The organism is Mesorhizobium sp. B2-1-8 (genome assembly GCF_006442545.2).
Taxonomy (GTDB): domain Bacteria; phylum Pseudomonadota; class Alphaproteobacteria; order Rhizobiales; family Rhizobiaceae; genus Mesorhizobium.
This window is the reverse complement of sequence record NZ_CP083952.1, coordinates 1,504,778-1,528,914: the sequence shown is the minus strand read 5'-3', so window position 1 is coordinate 1,528,914 and position 24,137 is coordinate 1,504,778. Positions and strand designations below refer to the sequence as shown.

Below are 24,137 nucleotides of genomic sequence, written 5' to 3'. Positions count from 1 at the left end.
CGGGCGATATGACGCCACTTGTCGTCGGCATCGACATCGGCACCTCCGGCACCCGCGCCGTCGCCATGCGTCCGGATTTTTCCATTGCCGGCCAATCAGCTGTGCCACTCGACAGATTTGGTCAGAATCTCCGCGATCCCCGGACATGGTGGCAAGCGGTCCAGGCGGTGCTTGCGGAACTGCTTTCGGGCATCGACCGCGCCACGGTCCGCACCGTCGCCGTCGACGGCACGTCGGGCACGCTGCTGCCGGTCGACATCGATGGGCGGCCTCTGGCCGAGCCGCTGATGTACAACGACAAGGTCGATGACGGCGACATTCTGGCCATGGTCGCCCGTGAGGCGCCGGCAGCGAGCGCCGCCCACGGGGCGACTTCAGGTCTGGCCAAGGCCCTGCGGTTCCAGCATCTGCCCGGCATAGCGGCCGTGCTGCATCAGGCCGACTGGATCGCCGGCAAGCTGTCCGGACGCTTCGGCATCAGCGACGAGAACAATGCGCTCAAGACCGGCTATGACGTCGAGGCGCGCCGCTGGCCGGACTGGATCGCGGCCACCGGCATGCGCATGGACCTGCTGCCTGATGTCGTCGAACCGGGCGATGTCACCGGCACGCTCACCGCGGCCGCCGCGGAGCTTTTCGGCCTGCCGCGCGATGTGGTCGTAGTTGCCGGCACCACGGACGGCTGTGCCTCGTTCCTGGCGACGGGCGCCGCCGCGGCCGGCGACGGTGTCACGGCGCTGGGTTCCTCGCTGACCATCAAGATCCTGTCCGACCGGCCGATCTCGGCGCCGCGCTTCGGCATCTACAGCCATCGGCTTGGCGATGTGTGGCTGGCGGGCGGCGCCTCGAATTCCGGCGGCAAGGTGCTGGCCCAGTATTTTCCGCTCGCTCGGATCGTCGAACTCAGCGCCATGATCGACCCCACGACCGAGACCGGCCTCGACTACTATCCGCTTGGTGCGGCTGGCGAACGGTTTCCCATCGCCGATCCGGCCTTGCCGCCGCGTCTCACCCCACGGCCTACTGACGATGCCGATTACCTCAAGGCGATGTTCGAGGGCATGGCTGCGATCGAGGCGCTTGGCTACAGCAGGCTGGCCGAACTTGGCACGCCGGCCCTGACCTCCATTCGCAGCGTCGGTGGCGGCGCCGCCAACCCGGTATGGAGCGCTATCCGGCAGCGCAAGCTCGGCGTCGCTTTCCTGCCGGCCCTGTCGGACGAGGCCGCCGCCGGTACGGCACGGCTGGCGCTGAAGGGTGCAAGCGGGGCAGGGCTTCTATGAACACGAAAAAGGTCGAACGTCTCGACGGCATCGAGCCGCTGGCGGAACGCTACCAGGTTTTCCTGCTCGACCAGTTCGGCGTGCTGCATGACGGCCGGGCTCCCTATCCCGGTGCGGTGGAGGCATTGTCGACGCTGAAGCAAGCCGGCAAGACCGTGGTGTTGATCTCCAATTCCGGCAAGCGTGCCAGGCCTAACGAGGATCGCCTGCTGAAGCTTGGCTTCGAGCCGGGCAGTTGGGACCATTTTGTGTCTTCCGGCGAGGTGGCGTGGCAACGGTTCCACGAGATGGCGGCGACAAAAGTATTGCGGTCCGGCACGAAATGCCTGCTGATCAGCCGCGACGGCGACCGCAGCGCGATCGAGGGCTTGCCCTTCGCACTGACGGAGGCTGGCGAAGACGCCGAGCTGGTGCTGATCTCGGCCAGCGAGGGGGACCGCCACGACCTCGACCATTATCGCCAGCTGCTGACCCCGGCGGCAGCGCGGCAAGTGCCGTGCTTCTGCACCAATCCCGACAAGATCATGCTGACCGCCGTCGGACCCCGCTTCGGCGCCGGCGAGATCGCCGATCTCTACGAAGATCTGGGCGGCGGCGTCACCCGCATCGGCAAGCCCTATCCGGCGATCTTCGAGGCAGCGCTCGCACTGGCCGGCGAACCGGAGCGCGGCAGCGTGGTTTGCGTCGGCGACAGCGTCGAACACGATATCGCAGGCGGCAATGGTGCCGGTATCGCAACGGCGCTGGTGCTGGGTGGGATACTGGCCGGCGCGCCTGACCTCGCCGCCGTTTTCGACGAACACAAGGCCTGGCCGGATTACACCACGAGTTCGTTCAGCTTTCGCTGACCGCCGCCAGCATGCGCCTTGCGCTTTCCTCGTCGGTGATCAGGATTGTCGGCGCTATTAGGTTCATCGCTCCCAGCAAGGCCTCGGTCTTCTCCGCGCCGCCGGAGGTCAGAATGCGGATCGGCGCCTTGCGCAGCCGGTCGACATCCACCGACATCACATGTTTGTTGACGGGATGGTCGACCAGATCGCCATTGCGGTCGTAGAAATGGAACAGGAGGTCACCGACGGCGCCGCGCGCCAGCAGCGCCTCCCGGTCCGCTTCCCTGAGGAAGCCACCGCGCGAGAAGGTGGTGGCCGAAGCGATGCCGCCGACGCTCAGCAGAACGGCATCGAGCGCGTCGGCCATTTCAAAAACCTCCTGCAGGCCGCAGCGTTCGACGAGCGCGATCTTGGTCTCGACGCTGTCGACGACGGCCGGCGTCGGCATCAGATAGCCGTCGCCCTGGAAAATCTGGGCGAAGCGCCAGGCGAACTCGGCCGGGTTGACCCGGCGCGCGATGCCGACGCCGCCAAGCAGTGAAATTACCTTGAAATCGGTCAGCGATTTGGCGCTGATGAACGGCAAGGTGTTGAACAGCGTATTGCCCCAGCCGACGCCGACCTGCATGCCGGACTTCATCGCATCGGACAGGAACATGCCGGTCTTGGCGGCGATTGCCGGGATCGGATCGGCATTGGCCGCGGTCAGCGGCGCCACCAGCGCCTGCTGCAGGCCGAAGGTCTTTTCGAGCGCGCGCTCCAGCCGCACGATCTCCAAAAGCTCGCTCTCGATGGTGATCTTGACCTCGTTGCGTGACCGCGCCTCCGCCAGCATGCGCACGATGGTGACGCGGCCGACGCCGAGCACATCGGCGATCTCGTTCTGCGTCATCTGCTCGACGAAATACATCCAGGCGGCGCGGATCCTGAGGCGGTCCGTCCGGCTCTCGCTGACGACCTGCTCGGTCGCTTCGGCTCCTGCCCGCCTTTCGTCGGCTCGCCTTTCGTCGGCCCGCCTTTCGTCGGTTTGTCGTCCCCTGGCCAAATCATCCCTCCCCCGCGGCCGGCCGTGCCGTCGCCGATTCTGCGTGCTGGTCTAGTATCGCCTATTGATCTACCAATCGATAGGAACAATGTAGAGTCGGTGGCCGCCCATTGCAGGCGACCGCACGGCACATTCGAGGCAAACCGCGATGCTCCGACAGATCTCCGAAGATGTCCGCGTCAATCTCAAGGACCGGCTGCGGGAAGTCCGCGACATCATCCGCCAGAGCCGCCATGACGGCGCCAGCGAGGCCAGCCTGCTGCACGAAGCGACCAGCCATTTGCCGCCGTTTCCGGGCAAAGGCATCGAAGGCCTGCTGAGCCATGCCGCGAGTGCCGTCGACGAAGCGCTTTCGATCGCCGAATCCTTCGTCCCGCATGAACGCCCGATAAGGGTGGACGGAACGACCGTAAAAGGCCTCGGCACCTATTTTCCGGCCGGGGACGAAGACCAGCAATTGAGCGCCGAGCGCCTGTTTCGGCGCGACATGTACTATCTGACGAGGGCGGTGCTTGCCGGTCTGAAGATCGACCATGCCCGCATCCATGAAGCCGGGTTCGCGGCCGTCCACGCCACCATGCGCAAGCGCCATGGCGATCTGTTGGCCGCCCTGGCCGCCCCCGATGCCGGACTGCAGGCGATCGCGGCGACATGTTCGGCGTTGCTGGTCGAGTGTCTCGGCCAGCGCCCGATCCGTTTTGATGACACCACCCCGGAAGCGACGGCAATAGGTGACAGGGCGCTCGACGTAAGCTGCCTGGCGCCGGTGGTCCTGGCCTGCGGGCTGGCGACAACCGGCCGCGACGGCGCGCCGGAGCCGGACATGCTGGAGATCGCGATCCTGGCCGCCGATATCCGCCGCGACCGCATCGTCCAGGCCTGCGCCAGGGCGAGCCCGGTCGATGAACTGACACCTGTCTTCGCCACCTTGCTTGCGCATTTGCCGTAAGCTCCAGCAGCAGCGGCCAAAGGAACTACTCCCCGGCTGCCATCGCCGTGATCGTCTTCTTGGCGCGCTGGATCGAGGCCGGGCTCATCGACAGCTCGGTCAAACCCATCTCCAGGAAGGCGGGGATGAGATCCGGCCGACCCGCCGCTTCGCCGCACATGCCCACCATGATGCCGGCTGCAACGCCGGCCCTGGCCGTCAGTTCGATCGCCGACATGACGGCCGGGTTGGTGACGTCGTTGAGCTTCGCAACGGTCGGGTTGAGCCTGTCGGCGGCCATGATGTACTGGGTCAAATCGTTGGTACCGATCGAGAAGAAAGCCACCTCCTTGGCCAGCGCCGGTGCGATCAGCACCGCGGCCGGGGTCTCGATCATCACGCCGAGATCGAATGTCGCGTGCGGCACGCCTTCGGCCTTGAGTTCGGCGGCGCATTCATCGACAAGAACGCGCGTCCGCCGCACCTCGCCAAGATCGGAGACCATCGGCAGCATCACCTTGATGTTGCCGTGTATGGCCGCCCTCAGCAGCGCCCTGAGTTGGCGCTTGAAGATATCGGGCCGGTCGAGGCACATGCGGATGCCGCGCCAGCCGAGGAACGGATTTTCCTCGTCGGGAAACTCGATGCCGGCAATCGGCTTGTCGCCGCCGATGTCGAGCGTGCGCACGATAACCGGATAGGGCGCGAACGCCTTGGCCAGCGCCGCATAGGTCTCGGCCTGCATGTCTTCCGACGGCAGGTGCATGTGGCGCATGAACAGGAGCTCGGTGCGGAACAGGCCGACACCCATGGCGCCGGCTTCCTGCGCTGCCTCGATTTCCTCCAGCGAGCCGATATTGGCCGCGACCTCGATGACCCTGCCGTCCGCCAACTTCGGCGTCACCGTCTTGAAGGCGGCCAGGCCGGCGCGCTCCCTCGCCGCCGATTCGACACGGCCGGCGAAATCGGCGCGTGTCGCCGCATCGGGGTCGATGATCACCTGTCCGCTACTGCCATCGAGCGCCACCTCGCGCGCCGCGCGCAAGGCATTGACCTGGTCGCCAAGGCCCAGCACCGCCGGAATGCCATGCGAGCGGGCGATGATGGCGATGTGCGAGGTGGCGCCGCCATGGCCGCACACCACGCCGCCGATGCGTTTCAGCGGCGCACGCGCCAGGTCCCAGGCGCCGATGTCGTCGGCGATCAGGATCGCACCCTGCGGAATACTTTCGAGGCTGACGTCGTCCTGGCCCAGCAGCACCAGGCAGATCTGCCGTCCGACTGCATGGACATCGTCCGCCCGTGCATTGAGATAATGATCGTCGACGGCGCTGAAATCGGCGGCGATGGTGGAAGCGGCGGTGATCGTGGCCGAGACCGCGTCATTGCCGCCCTTGATCGCCTTCTCGGCCTCGCCGGTCAGGCTGTCGTCGGCGGCGATATCCCTGAGTGCCGCGACGATGCCCCGGTCGCCGGCCGACAGACTATCCTGCGCCAGCGCCCGATCCATGCGCGCCTGGACAGCCGCGACGGCGGCGCGGAACCGGTCGATTTCGCCGGAGATTTCTTCTGCCAGCAACATTCGGCCCTGCCCGGCGATGTCAGGCGGGAAATGCGCGAAGGCGGGTCCGATGGCGACGCCCTCGCTTGCGGCGACACCGCGCAAGCCGCTTGCCTGGCCTGACACGGCCGGCGCGGATTGAGGCGCGGGCGCCGCTTCCTTGCTTGCGTCATTCGCCGGGGTGTCTTCGTCGTCGAGACCCGCCTTGGGGTTCTCGAGATAGCCGATCAGCGCCTCGATCGCCTCGATGGCATCGGCGCCGTTCGCCCGCACGGTGACTTCCTGGTTTTCCTTGACCGCCAGCAGCATCAGCTTGACGGAGCTCTTGGCGCTGACCGCCTTGCCGTCCTTGACCAGTTCGACGTCGGATTCGAAAGCCCTTGCGAGCTTGACGAAGCGGGTGGCGGGACGGGCGTGCAAACCTTCATGCACTCTGACGATGGTCGAGCGTTCCATGGCAAATACTCTGCTTTTTTTGGCACCAAAGCCAGACTGGCCGGGGCGCGAATGCTTTCAGGCGGCGATGGTGATGATCGCGTCTGTCTTCAGGGCGGCCACGAGGGCTTGCGTATCGACCTGCGATGCGCAGATCTCGCCCGGCCTTTCGGCCTCGCTGGCGCCGTTGAACGAGATGACGACGTGGCCCATCTCGAGGACCTTGCTCCAGGCGCTGGAGCCGACGGCGGTTATGACGGCCGAAACCGGGCCAAGGGTGATCGAAGCGCCCTTTTCAGGCGCGCCGTCGCTGGGTCCGATCTCCGTCTGGTGGAGCACGGAGACCTCGGCAAGCTCCGGCGGCGAGCCATCCGCGAACAGGATGACCACCCCCCCTTCGGCGAGGTCCGCCACTTCGGGTCCTATTGCCGTGACCCGTGTCTTGAGAAGAACCGACATATGGCGAACCTCGTTGTTTCTGGTGCTTAGAACACGATCAGGGAGACGATCCAGGCGATCAGCACCGAGACCGGACCCATGATCTGGCGGCTGATGAGCACCGCCGGCACGCCGATTTCGATGGTTTTCGGCTTGGCTTCGCCCAACGCCAGGCCGACCGGGACGAAGTCGCAGCCGACCTGGGTGTTGTAGGCAAACAGCGCCGGCAGCGCCATTGCCGGCGAAATCGTGCCGTTGGCGATCTGCGGGCCGATGATGGCGACGCCGATGACCTGCGCGATGACCGCCCCTGGTCCCAGGATGGGCGACAGGAACGGCAGGCCGCAGATGGCCGAGATGACCAGCAGGCCGACGATGTTGTTGGCCAGCGGTCCCATCGGCTGCGCCAGCACGTCGCCGATGCCGGTGTACAGGATCAGGCCGATGAGCATGGTCACGAAGGCCATGAACGGCAGCACGTTGCGCACCACCTGGTCGATCGTGCGGCGGCCGGCATTGAAGAAGATACCGACCACACGGCCCATGACGCGGCCGATCGAGCTGATCAGGCCAATCAGCCCGCCTTCCCTCGGCAGCGGCTTTGGCGCAGCGGCTGGAGTGCTGGTATTTGAACCCATCGATGCTGCTCCCCCCGCAGTTGTGACCGCCTCGGAACCGTCCGCCATTGTGACATTGGCCGGTTTCACGCCCGAAACGTAGATATCCTCGGTGATGAACTGGGCGAGCGGCCCAGCCTGGCCGACCGGCGTCAGGTTGACGGTCGGGATACGCTTGCGCGGATAGACGCCGCATCGTGCGGTGCCGCCGCAATCGACGACGACGACCGCCATCTCGCCTTCCACCGGCGGCGCCTTGAAGCCGTCTACGGCTGTGGCGCCGGTCATGTCGGCGATGAGCTGGGCTACGGGATGGATACCGCCTCCGGTGACGGAGACGACCTTGTCGCGCTGCGTGGTCGGCTCGATGACGAGCGGGCCGCCCCAGCCGGTGGAGCCCCGGGAGATCTTTACGGCTTTGTATGTCTTGGCCATGATGTCCTCCCCGCCCTTACAGCTTGACGCCTTGGCGGCGTGCCATGATGGCGGTGATGCGCTCGGTCAGCATGCCCTTGAGCAGGATGACGACGAGACCAACGATCGCGTACCAGATCGCCACCTTGACGTGGTAGCCGGCGACGACAACGCCCCGCTTCTCGAGATCGAGCAAGGCCACGAGCATGCCTCCCCAGACGAAATATTCGCCAGGGTTGATGTGCGGGAAGAGGCCGAGCGGCGGATGCACGTAGGACACGGCCGCGTCGTAGAAGGCGGGCTTGTGCTTCTCCTCCAGGAACGAGCCGAAGGTGTAGGCCATCGGATTGGTGAGGAAGAACACCGCCAGCACCGGCAGCACTGTATAGCGGGTCAGCGCGATGCGGCCAGCACCACGCGCCAGACCGTGGACACGCTCTTCGCCGACCAGTTCAGTGACGGCGTAGAAGGCTGTCATCAGCACGACAAGTGTCGGGATGATGCCGGTGACGAAGCCGGCGAAAACCTCGCCGCCCTTCTGGAATATGCCGATGAAGTACTTGCCGATGGCAGTGAGCCAGCCAAGCTGCTCTTCCTGCTGCACGTTCTTCAGCTGTTCCTTCAACTGATCGGCGGTCACCGGCGCGCTGTCGGTCTGCGCCTGTGCCAGGATCACGAGATGATCGGAAGCATGCTCGACGGCGAGCTTGCCATGCAATGCGGCATCCGAAACCATGGCACCCGCGACATGCAAATTGTGCGCGGCCATGTCGGCATGCTGAGCCAACAACGAAAATACAGACATTTCTCCTCCTTATGCCGGCCCGCCGGTTTATCCCGGTCGGCGCACGGCCTCCTCTATCCCTTTGATCCAGAGGCGGATTCAGATTTCAGGTCGATTTGACCTGAAATCATCCGACTCTAGGCCCTTGCTACGTTCAAGCCGGCCAGGCCCGGCTTCTTCCCCGGCTCCGACCGCGCTTTGTCGATCTGTTCGATCGCCCGCTTCACGGCCTCGGCCACACCGGGTTCCCCCTCCCCCATGATCGCAGGGTTGGACCGGAGTCGATCGAGGGGAACACCCTCGAATTCTTCATGTCGCTTGAATTTGGTGAACACGGAACGGCCGCTCATCACCATCATGCGGCGCACGATCAGGTCAGGCGTCACCACGACCAGCGCGATAGTTCCCTTGGCAAATCGGCCGCGAAAATTGCCGGCGCCGACGAAGCCATCCTTGTATTGGTCGGTGACGCCCCGGAAGACATCCGAATAGTGCCGCATCTGCAGCCAGACGCCGAGCGACTGCAACGCCCACACAATAACCAGCAGGAGCAGTCCCCACTGCCAAATCGCCATTCGGTTCTCCTCCCGAAGCCTCAATTGAAGCGCACCTTGGACCAGCACGCGACAACAGCAAAGTGAGAACATTTGTTTCCGAGAATGTCAATATGTATGATATTGACCTCTGCCACGGTCATCCACAGGGCCATCAGCCGATTTCGGCGGAGGCACGACTGTGCTAGCCTTGGGGAAACGGGATACAGGAAATGGAACTGCCCTTCAGGGATGAACTGGCCCTCATGCCCGACCTGCGACACCGGTTGCGGCAGTTGCGCTGGTTCCGCGCCACCTTCCGCGCCAGCGCCAAGGTGGTCTCGGACACATTCGGCGTGCGCTTCGAAATCGACGAGGCGAAGTTGACCCGGGCTTTTCTCGACTGGGTCGAGGTCATGGAAGCGCAGAAGCGCTTTGCCGCGATCGACCGCGCCGATTTCATCGTCTTTGCCGCCGGCCTCGTGCTGCGCGAACTGATCAAGCAGGCACCGGCCAGGGAGATCTCCGGCCTTACCCAGCTCATCCAAACGGATCAGAATGCCGGCACGCTGGACATCATCCGCTTCTGGCCGGAAGGCTTTCTCTACACCAACTACTGCGTCTCGGTGATTTCGGCCATCTACGAGCAGGAGTTCGGCTCGGCGCCCAGCATCGACAAATGCGCCGACGACCTGCGCACCTGGTGGTCCTATCGCGAGAACGTCACCGAGATGCCGGCCTATGCCGTGGCTTTCCTCGATCGCTTCCTCGGCGCGGAACCGAACTGGATCACGCCCGACCGCGCACAGTCGCGGCAGGCCATGCAACGAGCGCTGGGATCCTCCCGCGCCAGCGATGCCTTGCGTCAGCTTTGAATTGGACTCTATTAGCCCCTATCACGAGGCCGAGAGTGCCCGCTATTGAACATTTGACTTTTTGTCGATAGCGATGTGCGAATTCTGGAGAGGCCGGGAGAAACGAGTGGCGCCGTCAAGACTGATCATTTTCGATTGCGACGGCGTTCTCGTCGACAGCGAGCCGTTGGCTGCCAAGGCCTATGAACGTGTCTACGATAAGCATGGCATGCCGGGCGTTCACGGCGGCATCATCGCCCAGTGCGTCGGTATGAAACAGGCCGACATCATCGTCAGGATCAAGGAGTTGACCGGCCATCAGTTTCCCGCAGCGGCCGACAGCGATATCTGGGCGGAAACCAAGGTACTTTTTACCGAAGAGTTGAAGCCAACGCCTGGAATAGGCTCGTTTCTGGAAACGCTTGCAGGCGATCGCTGCGTCGCCTCGTCATCCTCCGTCGAGCGCATCCACCACAGCCTAGCGGTGACCGGCCTGGCACGCTTCTTTGGCGAAGCCATCTACAGCTCCTCGATGGTCAAGAACGGCAAGCCGGCGCCTGACATTTTCCTGTTCGCTGCTGCGAAGATGGGCGCCAACCCGGGGGACTGCATCGTCATCGAGGATTCGCCTTTCGGCATCCAGGGCGCGGTTGCCGCCGGCATGACGGCGATCGGCTATACCGGCGGCGGACATACCTATGCCGAACATGCCGCACGGTTGACGGCGGCCGGCGCCGATTTCATCTGCGCCGACTGGCATGAAGTTAGCCGGCAATTGTCGGGGCTCGGCGTACCGGCTTAGCTAGTAAAGCCTAAGGCGGGCCCATTGGTCGCGCGGGATCACCGGGCCCACACGGAAATTAAAGGACAGGACCCTCGTCGCATTGGTGTCGACCTCGCACCGGAAGCCCAAATGATACCAAGTGGTTGTGGTGCGGAAGGCTACATCCGAGCCGTCAACAACATTGCCCGCTCTAAGTGGAACACTTGGGATCAGGTCGGGAAAGTAAGAGGCATCCAGCAATTGCTGCTGCAATACGCTGGCACAAAGTTTGGCTGCCCGCTGACTGCGCGGCAAACCATCCATCGAGGTCGTGGCCAGCGCGTCACCCGTAGCGCCCTGCGAGTAAAGCCTGCGAACGCCCGGAAGGCCTGAATACCTGCGCGATGCGTCGCTGGCTACATCAGTGGAACTTGGGCTTCCGGCGCCCCCACTTCGGGACTTCGCAACCTTTGAAGAGCTGGGCTTCGGTGTATGTGTCGGTTTAGGTTCCGGCTTCGCACCCGACATTGGAAGCTCGACCTCACCGTCCCCGTCGGTGGCCCACGGCGTTGGTGCCGCGCCTATCTGCTTGGCGGCGTCCTGCACTCCCGCCTGCTGTTTGGCGGCCTGCTGCCTATCTGCGTCCTGGGTCAGAGCTGCCTGCTTCTCCTGCGCGGGTTCGGTGTCCTTCGCGTCGGTCACCGGCTTGTCGCCGACCTCCGCTGAATCCGCCGACTTCTCGGTCCTTGGAAGCGCGTCGGTTTTGGTCTCGGCAGGCTTCTTCACGACAGTCGGCTTCGAATCCTCATTCTTGGTCGGCGACGGAGAACTGTCTTGAGCGCTGGCCCCATCCAGCGACTTCCGGGGACCCGCATCCTTGTCGCCGAACTGAAAAACGGGCTTCAGCACCTCGACTGCCGGAGGCTTCTGCGGCTGCATTTCCGGCCGAGGCGGCTTTTCAACCTTCTGCTCGGGCGGCTTTTCGGCTTCCTTTGGCGGCGGCGGGGGAACAGGTTTCGGTTTTGGCTGATCGGATGGAGGCACGAGCGCGACATTGACCGGCTCCTCCTCCTGCGGCTGTTGGTGAGGTGTGGGCAGGCCGTAGATCAGGAGCGCAGCGACAAGCGCATGCAGGATCAGCGATGCGGGAATGCCCCACAGCAAATTCCGACGCCGCTCTCCTGTCTCGCCCTTCATCCTGACCGATGTGGAATGAAATAGCGGCGGCTTCAAGCACCGGCATTGGATTGGCGCAATTTAGCCGCTGACAGCTTGTCGACTTGGATCATTATACCCCGCCGGAGAGGACAATCGTACCCGCCTGCCGGCCTAATTCAGTGGCCACCGAGTTAATTTACGCCCCGCCCATTCGCCGGGCGGTATCAATGACCCGACACGAAAGTTGAAGGACAGCACCCTCGTCGCGTTGTCGTCGACCTCGCACCGGAAGTTCAGATTATACCATTGGGTTCTGGTGCTGAAGGCGGCCTTCGGAGGATTGAGGACATTGCCTGCGTCCAGCGGGTTATTTGGCACCCATTTGATCGCATAGTCAGCACTCTGCAATTCCTGGCTCAAAACATTGCCGCAAAGGTTGGCGACGCGCTGACCGCGCGGCACGTTCTCCATGGAGCTTGCGGCCAGCGCATCGCCGGTAGCGCCCTGCGAGTAGAGTTTTCGAACACCCGGAAGGCCGGAATAGATCGGCGATCCTGCAGCGGCGTTGTTCGCGGGACTTGACTTTCCTCCTTTGCCGCTTTGGGCCTTGAAGGCTCGCGCGGATTTGAAACTCATCGTCTTTGCAGGTTTGGGCTTTGCCTTTTCGGCTGAGGGCGGCGGTGCTGACTTGTCGCCGGCCTCGGCTGCCAATGGCTTTGGCGCAACGGCGGCCTGCTTCTCGTCGGTTTGCGGCGCCACCTCCTGTTGGTCTGGCTGCTGTTTGTCAGTATCCTCGGTCGGCTGCTTCTCCTCGTTTTGCGGCGGCTTGGCGTCCGGCGAGGCGGTTACCGGCTTCTCCTGAGCCTTGGCGGAATCTGGCTGTTGCTCGGGATTTGCAGCCGGGGCGGACTGGATCGGTGCGGGCTTCGGTGCGACCGGCGGCTTCGCGGCCTCATCTTTGGGCGGCGACGGCGCATTGGGTTGAGCGCTGCCTCCGTCGAGAGATTTCTCCGGTCCGGTATCCTTCTCGCCATACTGGAAAACACGCTTCAGGACCGGAGTGTTGTCCGGTTTGGGCGGCTGCTCGGGCGGCTTTTCGACCTTGGGCTCCGGCGGGTCTTCGGCTTTGGCCACCTTTGGCGGCGGCGGAGGAACAGGTTTCGGCTTCGGCTGATCGGGCGGAGGCACGATCGAGACATTGACCGGCTGCTCCTCTTGCTGCCGTTGCGGAGGCTTGGCCAAGCCGTAGACGAGGGCCGCCACGATGAGCGCATGCAGGATCAGCGATGCGGGGATGCCCCACAACAGATTCCGGCGCTGTTCTCCTGTCTCGCCCTTCATCCCTTTCGATGTGGAATGAAATAGCGGCAGCTTCAAGCAGAAGCACTCCACTGGCGCAAACTCGCCGCTGACAGCTTGGTGATCGCAGGAAGATCAGCCCAGGATCCCATCAAGAAACTGTCCATCGAACCGCGTTTCCCCAAACCAGTTCAGACGGTTGATGGTGACGAAGCCTGCATCGATCGCCTCGTTCTCGTCGCCCGGCTCGCTTGCATGAGCGCGGCCGCGCGGCACGGTGATAACCGTGCGATCGCCGTCGCTTTCCATGGTTTCGGCCTTGCGGCCGATCTTGTCACGGCCGATGCGCGGTTGGCGGATTTCGGCCGGCAGCGTGGTCGGCAGGTTGACGCTCAGCCAATGCCCCTCTGTTGCCCAGTCGGCACACGATTGCCATAGCAAGGCGATCAACTTGCCCAGCCATTCGTCATCGGCATCGCTGAAATCAGGATTTTTCACGCGCGAAAAGCCGATCGCCGGTACGCCCCAGAAAGTCGCTTCGCGGGCGATGCCGAGCGTGCCGGAATAGGCGATATCCTCGGCAACGTTGCGGCCGTCGTTGACGCCCGACAATACGAGGTCGGGTTTCGGTTCATCTGCGAATAGCCACGTCATGGCACTCACCACGCAATCGGCCGGCGTGCCCGAGCACGAATACCAGTTCGGCTTGACGCGCCGCATCGTCAGCGGCCTGGCGATGGTCAGTGACGACCCGGCGGCGGTGCGCTTGCCGTCCGGCGCGACCACCCAGACATCGTCGCTCAACTCGCGGGCTGCATTGACGAGCCGGGCAAGTCCCGGCGCTTCGATGCCATCATCGTTGCAGATCAGGATTCTCATTATCTGCCCCCTTGCCGCACCGTGATGCGTTGGCCCGTACGGCATTGCGTGAGCAACGACGGGATATGGTTTTTCAGGTCGCCAAGAAGATCGGGGGTGCAGGAATGGCCCAGCGCGGCAGGCCGTCCGGCCCTCTCCCAGATGCCGATATTGCCCGACAGTGTCGGATGGGTGGGCATGCGTATCCAGTCCGCCCGGCCGGCCCTGTGCATGAGATCGCCTGGGGAGCCTGCCGGCAGATGCCCGGTGAGCAGCACCGGAAACCCGGCATTGTCGGCGCGAGGCAGCAGGCGCGACGACGGGCCAGCCTCGCCCATGCCGTCATCGGCCAGCAACGGCAGCGATGGCAGCGGATCGGCATCAGTCCAGTCCGCCGCGCCCCGCAGGCGGGCAAGCAAGAGCTCGGAAATCCCGGGTAACAGGGACGCAGTCGCGCCGATCTGCGCTTCCAGCGACGAACGCATGCCGGCGTGGATGGCGAACGGCCCGGGCAAGGCCGCGACCAGTTCCAGCGACCGTCCTGACAGCGGCGTCGGCAAGAGACATCCCTGGGGATGTCGCGCCACCCATTGAGAAATTTCGCGCGCGCGCGCCGCTCCCGACACGGGATCGGCGCCGTAGGAGGCATCGAAGACCAGGAGATCGCAGTGCGGGATCGTGTCCATGACGAACACATTGCTGTCCGGCACCACATCGGCCGAGTAGGCGACGCGGCTTGTCCCGTCATCGACGGCGAACCAGACGCCGCCGACGACATGGCCGGACCGCCCGGTCCTGACCGTCAGATTGCCGCTTGTCAGGGTGTCGCCTGGTTCGAACAGCTCGATCCGATCTTCGGGCAAGGGAAATTGCCTGAAATCCGCCGGCTCGGCATAGGCGGCAAGCGTGGCCGGCGTCTCGCCGCGGGTCTCCGCAGTCATGAAGATCGGACCGCCATAGCCGCGCGACAGCAGCCAACTCAGCGCGCCGACATGATCCTCATGAGCGTGCGAGACAAAGACGGCGTCGATATCGTCAACCGGCCCCTCCAGTGCCGGATAATATTCCGGCCCCGCGGCGCCGACCTTGATGCCGACATCGAGCAGGATGCGATCATCGCCGCTGCTCACGGCGAGGCTGGTGCGGCCCTTTTCACCGAAGCCCCCGAGCAGATCCAGCATCATCACGCGATTGCTCCAGCCGCCGGAATCAGCCAGCCGGATTTTATGCGCAGCCGCGCCTGCGACCCGTTCTCCAGCACGACCGGATCTGGCTGCTCGAAATGCAAGGTGAGATCGGGACCGGCGGCGGGCGTGAATTCGATGCGCGCCGCGCCGCCCTGGTAGACCGCCCGCTTGACCAGACCGTCGAACCCCGAGGCATCGGTCGAAAGCTCGATATCGGCGGAGCGGCAGCAGATCCTGGCACCGGCGCGCGGCCGCTCGCCAGGCCGGCAACGGACCGCCAGCTCGGTTCCGAGAACCCGGACCTTGCAATGGCCGCTTTCCTCGCCGGCCAGCACGTCCGCCGGAAGCAGGATGCCTTGCGAAATGAAGGAGGCGACCATTTCATTTGCCGGCTCATGATAGAGTTCACGCGGTGTCGCAAGTTGCACCAGGCGTCCACGATCCATCACCGCGATGCGATCGGCCAGCGCCATCGCCTCCGCCTGGTCATGGGTAATGTAGACGATGGTCGTGCCCGTGCGCTTGTGGAAGGCGGCGAACTCGTCCTCCATCGAGGCCCTGAGATGGACGTCGAGATTGGCGAGCGGCTCGTCGAACAGCACGAGCGAGGGTGCCGCCACCAGGCAACGAGCCAAAGCCACGCGCTGGCGCTGGCCGCCGGAAAGATTGGCCGGCCGGCGCTCACCCAGGCCCTGCAGGTTGACCAGGGCAAGCGCGTCTTCCACTTTTTGACGCGCAACCGCCTTGTCGAGTCTGGCCACCTTCAGCGAATAGCCGATATTCTCGGCGACGCTCATGTGCGGCCATAGCGCGTAATTCTGGAAGACGATGCCGACGCGCCGCTTTTCCGGCGCGACGCTGCCGCCGCTGTTCGAAACGACATCGCTGCCGATGCGGATTTCGCCCGAGCTCACTTTCTCGAATCCCGCCACCAGCCGCAGCAACGTCGTCTTGCCGCAGCCGGAAGGCCCGAGCACCGCCAGAAACTCGCCGTCGCCGACGTCGATCGAGACATCCTTCACGGCGTCGAAATCGGCGAAGCTCTTGGTCACATGGTCCAGGGTCAGTCGCGCCATGGCAGAACTCCGCTCGGAAGATGAGGGGCAAGCAGGTTGGTCACCAGCATCAGCAAGAAGGTGACGGCGACCGTGATGACGGACATCGCCGCTGCGTAGTTGGAATCGCCGCCCTGCTCGAAGGAGAACATCACCACGCCGATGGTCTCAGAGCCCGACGACCACAGCAATGCCGAGACCGTGAGTTCGCTGAGCGCCGTCATGAAGATCAGCAGGCCGCCTGCAATCGCCGCCGGAGCGACCAGCGGAAAAACGATGGTGCGCATGCGCGTGAACAGGCCGGCGCCCGCCACCTGTGCGGCCTCTTCGAGTGCCCGGTCGATCTGGTGATAGCCGCTGATCGTCGGCCGCAGCGCCAGCACCAGGAAGCGGGCGAGATAGGCGTAGAGGATGATCCAGACGGTGTTGTAGAGCTGGATGCCGGTCAGCGGGATCGGCCGCAGGAAGAGCAGCAGCGAAGCGATCGCCAGCACCACGCCGGGCAAGGCGTAGGGCAGTTCGACCGACAGGTTGAGCAGACGCACCCAGCGCTGCTTGCCCCAGGCGATGAGATAGCCGATCGGCACGGCAACGATGACGGCGAAGAACGCTGCCGCGATCGACAGCCAGAAGCTGTTGAAGAAGGCACGGTTGGCGGCACCATGCTCGAACAGCACGAAACGGTAATTGTCGAGCGTCGCCGTCTTGGCGGTGAGCGCGATGCCATAGCCCGGCACCAGCGAGGTCAGCACCAGTCCGAACAACGGCAGGACCAGCACCAATACGATCAGCAGCCACATGCCGGCCTGGACGGCCGGCCGCCAGCGGCCGAGTTCATAAGGTTCGGCCGGCAGCGATGTCGAGGAGATGCGGTAGTCCCGGCGTCGGCTCATCACCTCCTGGGCGAGGATGCCGGCCATGGCGATGATGCCGATCAGCACCGAAAGGAACGCGGTCTCGCCGAGCACCGCCGGACCGCCGCCGGCCAGCTTCTGATAGATCAGCGTCGGCAGCACCAGGTAGTTGGCGGGGATGCCGAGAAAGGCGGGAATGCCGAAATTACCGACGCAGGAGACGAAGGCAAGTGCGGCCGCCGCCCTGATGGACGGCGTCATCAAGGGCAACACGATGGTGATCAGTACGGTGAACCAGTTCGCACCGCCGGCCCGCGCCGCCTCGACCAGTTCGCGCGGCAGCTTGCGCAGGCCGGCCCGCACCAGCAGGAAAACCAGCGGACCGTATTGTACGCCAAGCAGCAGGATGATGCCCGAGGTCGAGTAGAGCGGATTCTTCGTGCCGAGCGGCGGCGCCGCCCCGAACAGTTTTAGGACCGGGCTCGCCGGGCCGAACAGTTGCAGCCAGGCCAGCGCCGTCACCTGCGGCGCGATCATCAGCGGCATGACGTAGCAGAGCACCAGGGCGCTTCGGCCACGTATGTCGGTCAACGAGACGAGCACGGCCACCAGCGTTCCCGACAGCACCGCCAGAAGAGTGCCGCCGATGCCGACGACCAGCGTGTGCCAGGTCGCGATCCAGGTTGCCGGGCTTCTCAGCCCGGCCTCCACGGCCACGATCGACAAGACGCCGCCGGGCGCCACGATCTCCTTGACGAGGCGCAGCATGGGCAGCAGTGAAAGCAGGACGATGACGACGGCCACCGCCGCAGTCAGGACCATTTCCTGGCCCCGGCTTTCCCTGATGCGTGTCGGCATGGTTACGTGTCCTGGGGATCGATGCGACCGGATGCGGGTTCATTTTGGCGCAATTCCGGACGGAAAACCGCTTCGCACTTTTCCTGGAATTGCTCTGGCGAAGCGGGCGGAGATGCCGTCTGGACGGCACCCCGCCGCGATCGACGGCTCAGCCGCCGAACAGTTCCTGGAACTTCGCCTTGTCGGCCTCGGTCCTGGCGACGATCGCCTTCGTATCGAACGGCATCACCTTGACCTTGACGCCTTCGGGCAGCCAGTCGGGACGACCGACCGAGGCGCGTGCCGGCAGGTAGCCCATCGACAGCGCCAGCTTCTGGCCTTCATCGGACAGAATGAAGTCGACGAACTTCTTGGCGCCATCGACGTTCTTGGCCGTCTTCATGATGGCGACCGGCTCGGTCACGGCAGGCACGCCTTCGCTGGGGAAAACGAACTCGACCGGCGAGCCCTTCTTCTTGGCGTTCATCGCCATGAAGTCGACGAGGATGCCATAGGGCTTCTCGCCCGATGCCACCGACTTCAGCACCGCGCCATTGCCACGCACGCTGACGGTGTTGTTGGTCTTCAGCTTCTGGAAGAAATCCCAGCCATAGTTGGTATCGCTGGCGAAGCCCGAAAGCAGGTAGGCAGCCGCACCCGAATAGAGCGGGCTCGGCATGACCAGGCCATCGGCATAGGCGGGCTTGGCGAGATCGGCCCAATGCTGCGGCTTTTCGCCGGCGGCGGTGTTGTAGACGATGCCGGTGGTGATCAGTTTGCTGCCGAAATAGGTCTTGTCCGCGTCGTAGGTGTCGGCCTCGATGCCGTCGAGCTTGGCCTCGGGATAGGCCATCAGCCGGTGGTCTTTCTTCAGCAGTTCCATCGAGACCGCGTCGGCGATCAGCAGCACGTCGGGCTGCGGGCTGCCTGCGGCGAACTCGGCCGCCATTTTGGTCAGGATGTCGCTGGTTCCGGAGCGATAGATGGTGACGTCGATGCCGGGCTGCGCCTTCTTGAAGGCGTCCACGGTCTTGGCCGCGTCGGCTTCCGGCTGGGATGTATAGAGCGTCAGTGTTTCGGCATTTGCCACGCCGGCAAACAAAGTAGCCGCGAGCGCCAACTGGCTGGCCAGCAGCTTGATGAATAGCGTCTTCATGGAGACCTCCTGTCTTGTCTGTGCATGACCGGTCTGGCCCTGGCCAGCACCCCGTCTCTTCCTCCCTGCACGGCGCATATGACTGGTGGATGACACAGCGCGCCTACGCTGGGATCAAGATGAAATCAGGGCCGCCTCCTCGCGCGAGAAGCGCAGCGACGCCATATAGCCGCGAACGGGAGATCGTGGAACCATTGTTCCACGATCCTCTTTCGCGGTAGCCTTGCGTAAGGCTCAGCCGGGATGAATCCGGGTGGGCGGGCAGGAGGTAAAGTGGCCCGATGTCGCTGCTACACCAGTATGCCCATCGGATTTTCGATCAGCTTCTTGAAGGCGACCAGCAGTTCGGCCCCCAGGGCTCCGTCGACCGCACGATGATCGGTCGACAGCGTCACCGACATCACGGTGGCTATCTTGATCTCGCCATTCCTGACCACCGCCCGCTGCTCGCCGGCGCCGACTGCCAGGATCGTCGCATGCGGCGGATTGATCACCGCGGCAAAGTCCTTGATGCCGAACATGCCGAGATTGGAGACCGCCGTGGTGCCGCCCTGATACTCCTCGGGCTTCAGCTTGCGGCTGCGGGCACGGCTCGCCAGATCCTTCATCTCGTTGGAGATGACGGACAGCGTCTTTTCGTCCGCATGCCGGATGATCGGCGTGATCAGGCCGCCGGGAATGGACACGGCAACGCCGACATCGGCATGCTTGTGCTTGACCATGGCGCTCTCGGTCCACGAGGCATTGGCATCCGGCACCGCCTTCAGGGCCATGGCCATCGCCTTGATCACCATGTCGTTGACCGACAGCTTGTAGGCTGGGGCCTCACCCTTGTCGGTCTTCTTCACCGGTGCGGCGGCATTGAGCTGCGTGCGCAGCGAAAGCAGCGCATCGAGTTCGCAGTCGAGCGTCAGGTAGAAATGCGGGATGGTGGTTTTGGCTTCGACCAGGCGCCGCGCGATGGTCTTGCGCAAGACGTCATGCGGGACGAGGTCATAAGAGCCCTGCTCGAATAGCTTCAGCACCTGGTCGTCCGACATCGGCTTCACCGCCGGCTCGGATGCGGCAGGGACGGGAGCTTCGGACGCGACCGCTGGAACTTCCTTGGCGCCGCCCTTGGCAATCGCCGCGTCGATGTCCGCCTTGACCACACGGCCATGCGGGCCGGTGCCGGATATGGCTGAAAGGGTGAGGCCCGCCTCGCGCGCCAGACGGCGAGCCAGCGGCGTCGCGCGGCCGCCCGGTGATTGGCCGATCTCCCCCCTCGTGGGGGAGATGGCCGGCAGGCCAGAGGGGGGCGCCTCGCTCCCGGCAGTTGGCGGGACAGCGCCCCCCTCTGTCGGCTTGGCCGACATCTCCCCCACGAGGGGGGAGATTGGCGCCTTATTCCCATAAACCTCACCGTCGGCATAGATCCACGCAACCGGGGCGCCGACCGGAATGTCGACGCCTTCCTTGCCGGTCACGTCGCGAAGCACGCCACTGGCCGGCGCATCGATCTCCATCGCTGCCTTGTCGGTCTCGATCTCGAACAGCACGTCGCCCTTCTTGACGTGCGCGCCTTCCTCGGCGAACCAGCGCGAGATCTGTCCGGTCGCCATGTCCATGTCGACCTTGGGAAGAATGACTTCGGTCGGCATGTCTCAGCGAACCCCTTTGACGAGGTCGCGCGCGGCGGTGATGATGTCGGGAACCTGCGGCACCGTGGCCTTTTCCAGCTCCGGATTGTAGGGGATCGGCGTTTCCGCACCGCCCAGTCGCACGATCGGCGCATCGAGATAATCGAACGCCTCGCTCTCGGCGATCATGGCGCTGACCTCGGCGCCGACGCCCAGCGTCTTGACCGCTTCATAGACGCACATCAGCCGCGACGTCTTCTTGACGCTGTCGATGACGGTCTGCTTGTCCATCGGCCGGATGGTCCTGAGGTCGACGACTTCGACGTCGATGCCTTCGGCCTCCAGCGCGGCGGCGGCGTCGAGCGCCTTCTGCACCATGATCGAGGTGGCGACGATGGTGAGGTCACGGCCCTCGCGGCGGATGTCGGCCTTTCCGATCGGCACGGTGTAATATCCTTCCGGCACCGGCCCCTTCATCTTGTAGAGCAGCTTGTGCTCGAAGATCATCACCGGATCGGGATCGGCGACGGCCGCCAGGAGCATGCCCTTGGCATCGTAGGGCGTCGCCGGCTGGATGACCTTCAGGCCCGGCACATGGCCGAGCCAGGCTTCCAGGCTCTGGCTGTGCTGCGCGGCAGCGCCCGTGCCGGAGCCGGCGGGGAAGCGCATCACGACTGGGACCGAAACCTCGCCGCCCAGCATGAACCGCATCTTGGCCGCCTGGTTGACGATCTGTTCCATGGCCAACGTGGCGAAATCGGAAAACTGGAATTCGAAGATTGGCCGCATGCCGGTGACGGCTGCCCCGACGGCGACGCCAGCGCCGCCCAGTTCCGAGATCGGCGTGTCCATCACCCGCTCAGTGCCGTAGCGTTCGACCAGGTCGCCGGTCACCTGGAAGGCGCCGCCATAGACACCGATATCCTCGCCCATCAGGAAGACGCGCTCGTCCATGTCCATGGCGATCGCCATGGCTTCCTGGATCGCCTGGGCGTAGCTCAGTTCACGCACCATCGCGTCCATCACGCCTGCTCCGTATACACGTAATTTCCGGTCTCGCTGACGTCGGGCGAGGGGCTTGCCTTGGCGAATTCGATGCCGTCGGCGATCTCCCGCGCCACCGCCTCGCGGATGGCCTCTATGCCCTTGTCGTCGATGAAACCGAATTCCCGCAGCTCGTTCTCGAACAGCGTGATCGGGTCACGGTTCGACATCCAGTCCTCGATCTCTTCCTTGGTGCGGTAGCGGTTGCGGTCGCTCTTGGAATGGCCGCGATGGCGGTAGGTCTTGGACTCGATCAGCGTCGGCCCCTCGCCCGCACGGGCGCGCTCGACAGCCTTGTGCGAGGCCTCGGCGACTTCGGAGAATATGTTGCCGTTGACGATGACGCCCGGCATCGCATAAGCGGCGGCGCGATCGGCGATGTTCTTGACCGCGGTGGAGCGGGCCGTCGATGTCGACATGCCGTAGCCATTGTTCTCGCACACGAAAATCACCGGCAACTTCCAGACCGCGGCCATGTTGAGCGCCTCGTGGAAGGCCCCTTCATTGTTGGCGCCGTCGCCGAAGAAGGACACCACGACCTTGCCGGTCTTCATCATCTTGGAGGAGAGCGCCGCACCGACCGCGATCGGAATGCCGCCGCCGACAATGCCGTTGGCGCCGAGATTGCCCTTGGCGACATCGGCGATGTGCATCGAGCCGCCGCGGCCCTTGCAGTAGCCGGTGGTCTTGCCGAAGAACTCGGCGAACATGCGCTTGACCTCGGCGCCCTTGGCGATGCAGTGGCCGTGGCCGCGATGGGTCGAGGTGATCTGGTCATCCTCGCCAAGCGGCATGCATATGCCCATGGCGCTGGCCTCCTGGCCGATCGACAGATGCATGGTGCCGTGGATGAGGCCGCGCGTGTAGCTTTCCTCCGCGCCCTCTTCGAAGCGGCGGATGAGGTACATCTTGTAGAGCACCTGCTTCAGCTGCTCGGCGCTGTACTGGCGATAGACGAAGGGCAGGTTGGCGCGGCTGTCCGCGACGGCTTTGCTGGCTCCGGCCATGACTACGCCTCCACGGTTCCGTAGACGAGCTTGTCCTGGCGGGCGCGCAATTCGGCGATCTTGGAGCCCGGGGCCGGGGCGGCATTGGCGTAGGTGATCAACTCGCCCTTCTTGATCGGCGCCGTCACCGAACCGCCCTGCAGCAGGCCGCAGGGAATGGCCCTCGCGGCATGCGCTTCCGGCGCCGTCATGATCCAGGCGCGGTAGCAATATTCGCCGATCGCATCGAGCTTCTCGCCGGGCTGCATGTCCTTCTTGGCTACCGCGCAGACTTCGGCCACCGGCTTGGCCAGCGGCACCATGTCGGCCTTGCCGTAGAGCGCGACGCGGGCGCAGGTCAGCGGCACTTCGAGCGAGGTCAGGTGGTAGGGGCGGTGGAAGGTGAAGTACGGGCCCTTGCCCATCTTCAAATCTTCCATGCGCTCCGAGATGCGCGGGTGCGACATGTCGGCGACGACGAACACGCCAGGTGCGACACCCTTGCCGATTGAATAGTCGACGACGCCGACCCTGGACAGCACGCCGCCGTCCTTCTGCGGCACCAGCACCTTGTTCAATTCGCCGAGCGTCGCGGCCGGGCCATGCATGCCGGCCTTGTCAGGCACCAGACCGGTGGCGTTGGCGATCGCCGCCATCTCGACCATGGTCTTGGAGCCGTCGACGAATTCGACCAGCATGCGCACATTCATGTGCCGGCGCCTGGCTTCTTCCTCATAGGCGGGCGGCGTGGCGTCGATGTTGAGCGGATTGTTCTTGCCCTTGCCGGCCGCGACGATCGGATGGCCCATCGCCGAAACGAATTCGATCAGCTCCATGCAGGAAGACGGCTCATCGCCGGCGCCCAGCGAATAGGTGACGCCGAGCCGGTCGGCTTCGCTCTTGAGATAGGCGCCGATGGTGACGTCGGCCTCGACATTCATCATCACCAGATGCTTGCCATGCTCCATGGCGCGCAAGCCGATCTCGGCGCCGACGGCGGGAACGCCGGTGGCATCGATGACGACATCGATGAGATCGTTGTTGATGACAAGGCTGGCGTCGTTGGTGACCGCCACCTTGCCGGCCTCCATCGCAGCCGTCATCGCCGAAGCGTTCGACACTTCGCGCGCATGGCCGGTTTCCTGGAAAGCGATGTCCACCGCCTTGCTGGCGGCGGGCAGGTTCAGCTCGGAGATGGCGCCGATCTCGATGCCCGACATGTGGGCGACACGGGTGACGATGTCGGTTCCCATCTCGCCCGACCCGATCAGACCGATGCGGATCGGCTTGCCCGATTTGCCGCGTTCATCGAGATCGCGGGCAAGGCCCGTCAACGAAACATTGGAAGCCATACCACTCAATCCTCCCATAATGCAGGCTTGTTCAATTGCCTGACGGGTATTGAACATCTGTATTTCTGTCAAGACTAATGTCCAAATTCAAGAGCTTTTGCAGCACTTTCCCGGCGCGCCTAGCGAGGCGGAAAAGAGGATGTGGAAAGCCTGCAACCGCGCAATCTGTCGGGCTCGGCATGTGCGAGCGCCGACCGGTATCTCCAGGCTGGAACGAATTGCATCGCCTCGCAGGGCCGACGCGGCA

At 64.2% G+C, this 24,137-nt stretch carries 22 protein-coding genes; 5 read left to right on the top strand and 17 right to left on the bottom strand.

From position 1 onward, the window contains the following. Positions 1-8 precede the first annotated feature (8 nt). The gene (locus FJ970_RS07480) at positions 9-1,283 is read left to right on the top strand and encodes an FGGY-family carbohydrate kinase (RefSeq protein WP_140754417.1); all 1,275 of its coding nucleotides are present in this window, start codon (positions 9-11) and stop codon (positions 1,281-1,283) included. Beyond that, positions 1,280-2,131, top strand: a complete 852-nt coding sequence (locus tag FJ970_RS07475; RefSeq protein ID WP_140754419.1) for a TIGR01459 family HAD-type hydrolase — start codon at positions 1,280-1,282, stop codon at positions 2,129-2,131. Before FJ970_RS07480 ends, FJ970_RS07475 begins: the two co-directional genes overlap by 4 nt. On the opposite strand, the gene FJ970_RS07470 is transcribed toward FJ970_RS07475, so the two are convergent. After that, positions 2,118-3,158, bottom strand: coding sequence for a sugar-binding transcriptional regulator (locus tag FJ970_RS07470; protein ID WP_224614645.1), 1,041 nt, complete (start codon positions 3,156-3,158; stop codon positions 2,118-2,120). The genes FJ970_RS07475 and FJ970_RS07470 overlap by 14 nt on opposite strands. 148 nt (positions 3,159-3,306) lie before the next feature. Between FJ970_RS07470 and FJ970_RS07465 the strand changes: the two genes are divergently transcribed. Continuing rightward, positions 3,307-4,107: a hypothetical protein gene (locus FJ970_RS07465; RefSeq protein ID WP_140754421.1), complete on the top strand. Its 801-nt coding sequence runs from the start codon at positions 3,307-3,309 to the stop codon at positions 4,105-4,107. Between the two features lie 25 nt (positions 4,108-4,132). Here the strand turns inward: FJ970_RS07465 and ptsP are convergent, their stop codons facing one another. The 5 genes from ptsP to FJ970_RS07440 form a co-directional block, all read right to left on the bottom strand. After that, positions 4,133-6,103, bottom strand: coding sequence for a phosphoenolpyruvate--protein phosphotransferase (gene ptsP / locus FJ970_RS07460; protein WP_140754423.1), 1,971 nt, complete (start codon positions 6,101-6,103; stop codon positions 4,133-4,135). 57 nt (positions 6,104-6,160) lie between these two features. Further along, entirely contained in the window at positions 6,161-6,541 is a 381-nt protein-coding gene (locus FJ970_RS07455; RefSeq protein ID WP_140754425.1) for a PTS glucitol/sorbitol transporter subunit IIA, read from the bottom strand. Between the two features lie 26 nt (positions 6,542-6,567). Beyond that, on the bottom strand, positions 6,568-7,572 hold the full coding sequence (locus FJ970_RS07450) for a PTS glucitol/sorbitol transporter subunit IIB (protein WP_140754427.1): 1,005 nt from the start codon (positions 7,570-7,572) through the stop codon (positions 6,568-6,570). 16 nt (positions 7,573-7,588) lie between these two features. Then, positions 7,589-8,356, bottom strand: coding sequence for a PTS glucitol/sorbitol transporter subunit IIC (locus FJ970_RS07445; protein WP_140754429.1), 768 nt, complete (start codon positions 8,354-8,356; stop codon positions 7,589-7,591). A gap of 116 nt (positions 8,357-8,472) precedes the next feature. Beyond that, positions 8,473-8,910 carry a transcriptional regulator GutM gene (locus FJ970_RS07440; RefSeq protein WP_015315467.1) on the bottom strand — a complete coding sequence of 146 codons (438 nt, stop codon included), beginning with the start codon at positions 8,908-8,910 and terminating at the stop codon, positions 8,473-8,475. Between the two features lie 191 nt (positions 8,911-9,101). On the opposite strand from FJ970_RS07440, the gene FJ970_RS07435 reads away from it, so the two are divergent. Both FJ970_RS07435 and FJ970_RS07430 read left to right on the top strand, forming a co-directional pair. Continuing rightward, positions 9,102-9,743 (top strand): hypothetical protein, encoded by a 642-nt coding sequence (locus FJ970_RS07435; protein ID WP_140754431.1) that lies wholly within the window; start codon positions 9,102-9,104, stop codon positions 9,741-9,743. A 106-nt stretch (positions 9,744-9,849) separates the two neighbouring features. Further along, positions 9,850-10,524 (top strand): HAD family hydrolase, encoded by a 675-nt coding sequence (locus tag FJ970_RS07430; protein WP_140754433.1) that lies wholly within the window; start codon positions 9,850-9,852, stop codon positions 10,522-10,524. Here the strand turns inward: FJ970_RS07430 and FJ970_RS07425 are convergent, their stop codons facing one another. The 11 genes from FJ970_RS07425 to FJ970_RS07375 all read right to left on the bottom strand — a co-directional run bounded on the left by FJ970_RS07425 (position 10,525) and on the right by FJ970_RS07375 (position 23,890). Further along, entirely contained in the window at positions 10,525-11,682 is a 1,158-nt protein-coding gene (locus FJ970_RS07425; RefSeq protein ID WP_140754435.1) for a DUF930 domain-containing protein, read from the bottom strand. It abuts the gene before it with no gap. Positions 11,683-11,814: 132 nt separating this feature from the next. Continuing rightward, on the bottom strand, positions 11,815-12,984 hold the full coding sequence (locus FJ970_RS07420) for a DUF930 domain-containing protein (RefSeq protein WP_140754996.1): 1,170 nt from the start codon (positions 12,982-12,984) through the stop codon (positions 11,815-11,817). Between the two features lie 93 nt (positions 12,985-13,077). After that, complete coding sequence (gene surE, locus FJ970_RS07415; RefSeq protein WP_140754437.1) at positions 13,078-13,821, bottom strand: 5'/3'-nucleotidase SurE; 744 nt, start codon at positions 13,819-13,821, stop codon at positions 13,078-13,080. Further along, a complete protein-coding gene (locus FJ970_RS07410; protein WP_140754998.1) occupies positions 13,821-14,984 on the bottom strand; it encodes an MBL fold metallo-hydrolase in 1,164 nt (387 codons plus the stop codon). The genes surE and FJ970_RS07410 overlap by 1 nt, the downstream gene beginning before the upstream one ends. After that, complete coding sequence (locus tag FJ970_RS07405; RefSeq protein ID WP_140754439.1) at positions 14,984-16,063, bottom strand: ABC transporter ATP-binding protein; 1,080 nt, start codon at positions 16,061-16,063, stop codon at positions 14,984-14,986. Before FJ970_RS07405 ends, FJ970_RS07410 begins: the two co-directional genes overlap by 1 nt. Further along, complete coding sequence (locus FJ970_RS07400) at positions 16,051-17,754, bottom strand: ABC transporter permease (RefSeq protein WP_140754441.1); 1,704 nt, start codon at positions 17,752-17,754, stop codon at positions 16,051-16,053. Before FJ970_RS07400 ends, FJ970_RS07405 begins: the two co-directional genes overlap by 13 nt. Before the next feature lie 148 nt (positions 17,755-17,902). Then, the gene (locus FJ970_RS07395) at positions 17,903-18,889 is read right to left on the bottom strand and encodes an ABC transporter substrate-binding protein (RefSeq protein WP_140754443.1); all 987 of its coding nucleotides are present in this window, start codon (positions 18,887-18,889) and stop codon (positions 17,903-17,905) included. A gap of 290 nt (positions 18,890-19,179) precedes the next feature. Beyond that, positions 19,180-20,529: a pyruvate dehydrogenase complex dihydrolipoamide acetyltransferase gene (locus FJ970_RS07390; RefSeq protein ID WP_140754445.1), complete on the bottom strand. Its 1,350-nt coding sequence runs from the start codon at positions 20,527-20,529 to the stop codon at positions 19,180-19,182. Positions 20,530-20,532: 3 nt separating this feature from the next. Continuing rightward, a complete protein-coding gene (locus tag FJ970_RS07385; protein WP_140755000.1) occupies positions 20,533-21,531 on the bottom strand; it encodes an alpha-ketoacid dehydrogenase subunit beta in 999 nt (332 codons plus the stop codon). Further along, positions 21,531-22,559, bottom strand: a complete 1,029-nt coding sequence (locus FJ970_RS07380) for a thiamine pyrophosphate-dependent dehydrogenase E1 component subunit alpha (protein ID WP_140754447.1) — start codon at positions 22,557-22,559, stop codon at positions 21,531-21,533. Before FJ970_RS07380 ends, FJ970_RS07385 begins: the two co-directional genes overlap by 1 nt. A 2-nt stretch (positions 22,560-22,561) precedes the next feature. After that, positions 22,562-23,890: an NAD(P)H-dependent oxidoreductase gene (locus tag FJ970_RS07375; protein WP_140754449.1), complete on the bottom strand. Its 1,329-nt coding sequence runs from the start codon at positions 23,888-23,890 to the stop codon at positions 22,562-22,564. Positions 23,891-24,137: the final 247 nt, after the last annotated feature.

What these genes read in the sequence shown, in the direction of transcription:
- FJ970_RS07475 (WP_140754419.1), top strand. Translation starts at nt 1,280, where the DNA reads ATGAACACGAAAAAGGTCGAACGTCTCGACGGCATCGAGCCGCTGGCG.
- FJ970_RS07450 (WP_140754427.1), bottom strand. Translation starts at nt 7,572, where the DNA reads ATGGCCAAGACATACAAAGCCGTAAAGATCTCCCGGGGCTCCACCGGC.
- FJ970_RS07395 (WP_140754443.1), bottom strand. Translation starts at nt 18,889, where the DNA reads ATGAAGACGCTATTCATCAAGCTGCTGGCCAGCCAGTTGGCGCTCGCG.
- FJ970_RS07375 (WP_140754449.1), bottom strand. Translation starts at nt 23,890, where the DNA reads ATGGCTTCCAATGTTTCGTTGACGGGCCTTGCCCGCGATCTCGATGAA.
- FJ970_RS07440 (WP_015315467.1), bottom strand. Translation starts at nt 8,910, where the DNA reads ATGGCGATTTGGCAGTGGGGACTGCTCCTGCTGGTTATTGTGTGGGCG.
- FJ970_RS07390 (WP_140754445.1), bottom strand. Translation starts at nt 20,529, where the DNA reads ATGCCGACCGAAGTCATTCTTCCCAAGGTCGACATGGACATGGCGACC.
- FJ970_RS07420 (WP_140754996.1), bottom strand. Translation starts at nt 12,984, where the DNA reads ATGAAGGGCGAGACAGGAGAACAGCGCCGGAATCTGTTGTGGGGCATC.
- ptsP (WP_140754423.1), bottom strand. Translation starts at nt 6,103, where the DNA reads ATGGAACGCTCGACCATCGTCAGAGTGCATGAAGGTTTGCACGCCCGT.
- FJ970_RS07465 (WP_140754421.1), top strand. Translation starts at nt 3,307, where the DNA reads ATGCTCCGACAGATCTCCGAAGATGTCCGCGTCAATCTCAAGGACCGG.
- FJ970_RS07385 (WP_140755000.1), bottom strand. Translation starts at nt 21,531, where the DNA reads ATGGACGCGATGGTGCGTGAACTGAGCTACGCCCAGGCGATCCAGGAA.
- FJ970_RS07455 (WP_140754425.1), bottom strand. Translation starts at nt 6,541, where the DNA reads ATGTCGGTTCTTCTCAAGACACGGGTCACGGCAATAGGACCCGAAGTG.
- surE (WP_140754437.1), bottom strand. Translation starts at nt 13,821, where the DNA reads ATGAGAATCCTGATCTGCAACGATGATGGCATCGAAGCGCCGGGACTT.
- FJ970_RS07405 (WP_140754439.1), bottom strand. Translation starts at nt 16,063, where the DNA reads ATGGCGCGACTGACCCTGGACCATGTGACCAAGAGCTTCGCCGATTTC.
- FJ970_RS07480 (WP_140754417.1), top strand. Translation starts at nt 9, where the DNA reads ATGACGCCACTTGTCGTCGGCATCGACATCGGCACCTCCGGCACCCGC.
- FJ970_RS07380 (WP_140754447.1), bottom strand. Translation starts at nt 22,559, where the DNA reads ATGGCCGGAGCCAGCAAAGCCGTCGCGGACAGCCGCGCCAACCTGCCC.
- FJ970_RS07400 (WP_140754441.1), bottom strand. Translation starts at nt 17,754, where the DNA reads ATGCCGACACGCATCAGGGAAAGCCGGGGCCAGGAAATGGTCCTGACT.
- FJ970_RS07410 (WP_140754998.1), bottom strand. Translation starts at nt 14,984, where the DNA reads ATGATGCTGGATCTGCTCGGGGGCTTCGGTGAAAAGGGCCGCACCAGC.
- FJ970_RS07425 (WP_140754435.1), bottom strand. Translation starts at nt 11,682, where the DNA reads ATGAAGGGCGAGACAGGAGAGCGGCGTCGGAATTTGCTGTGGGGCATT.
- FJ970_RS07445 (WP_140754429.1), bottom strand. Translation starts at nt 8,356, where the DNA reads ATGTCTGTATTTTCGTTGTTGGCTCAGCATGCCGACATGGCCGCGCAC.
- FJ970_RS07435 (WP_140754431.1), top strand. Translation starts at nt 9,102, where the DNA reads ATGGAACTGCCCTTCAGGGATGAACTGGCCCTCATGCCCGACCTGCGA.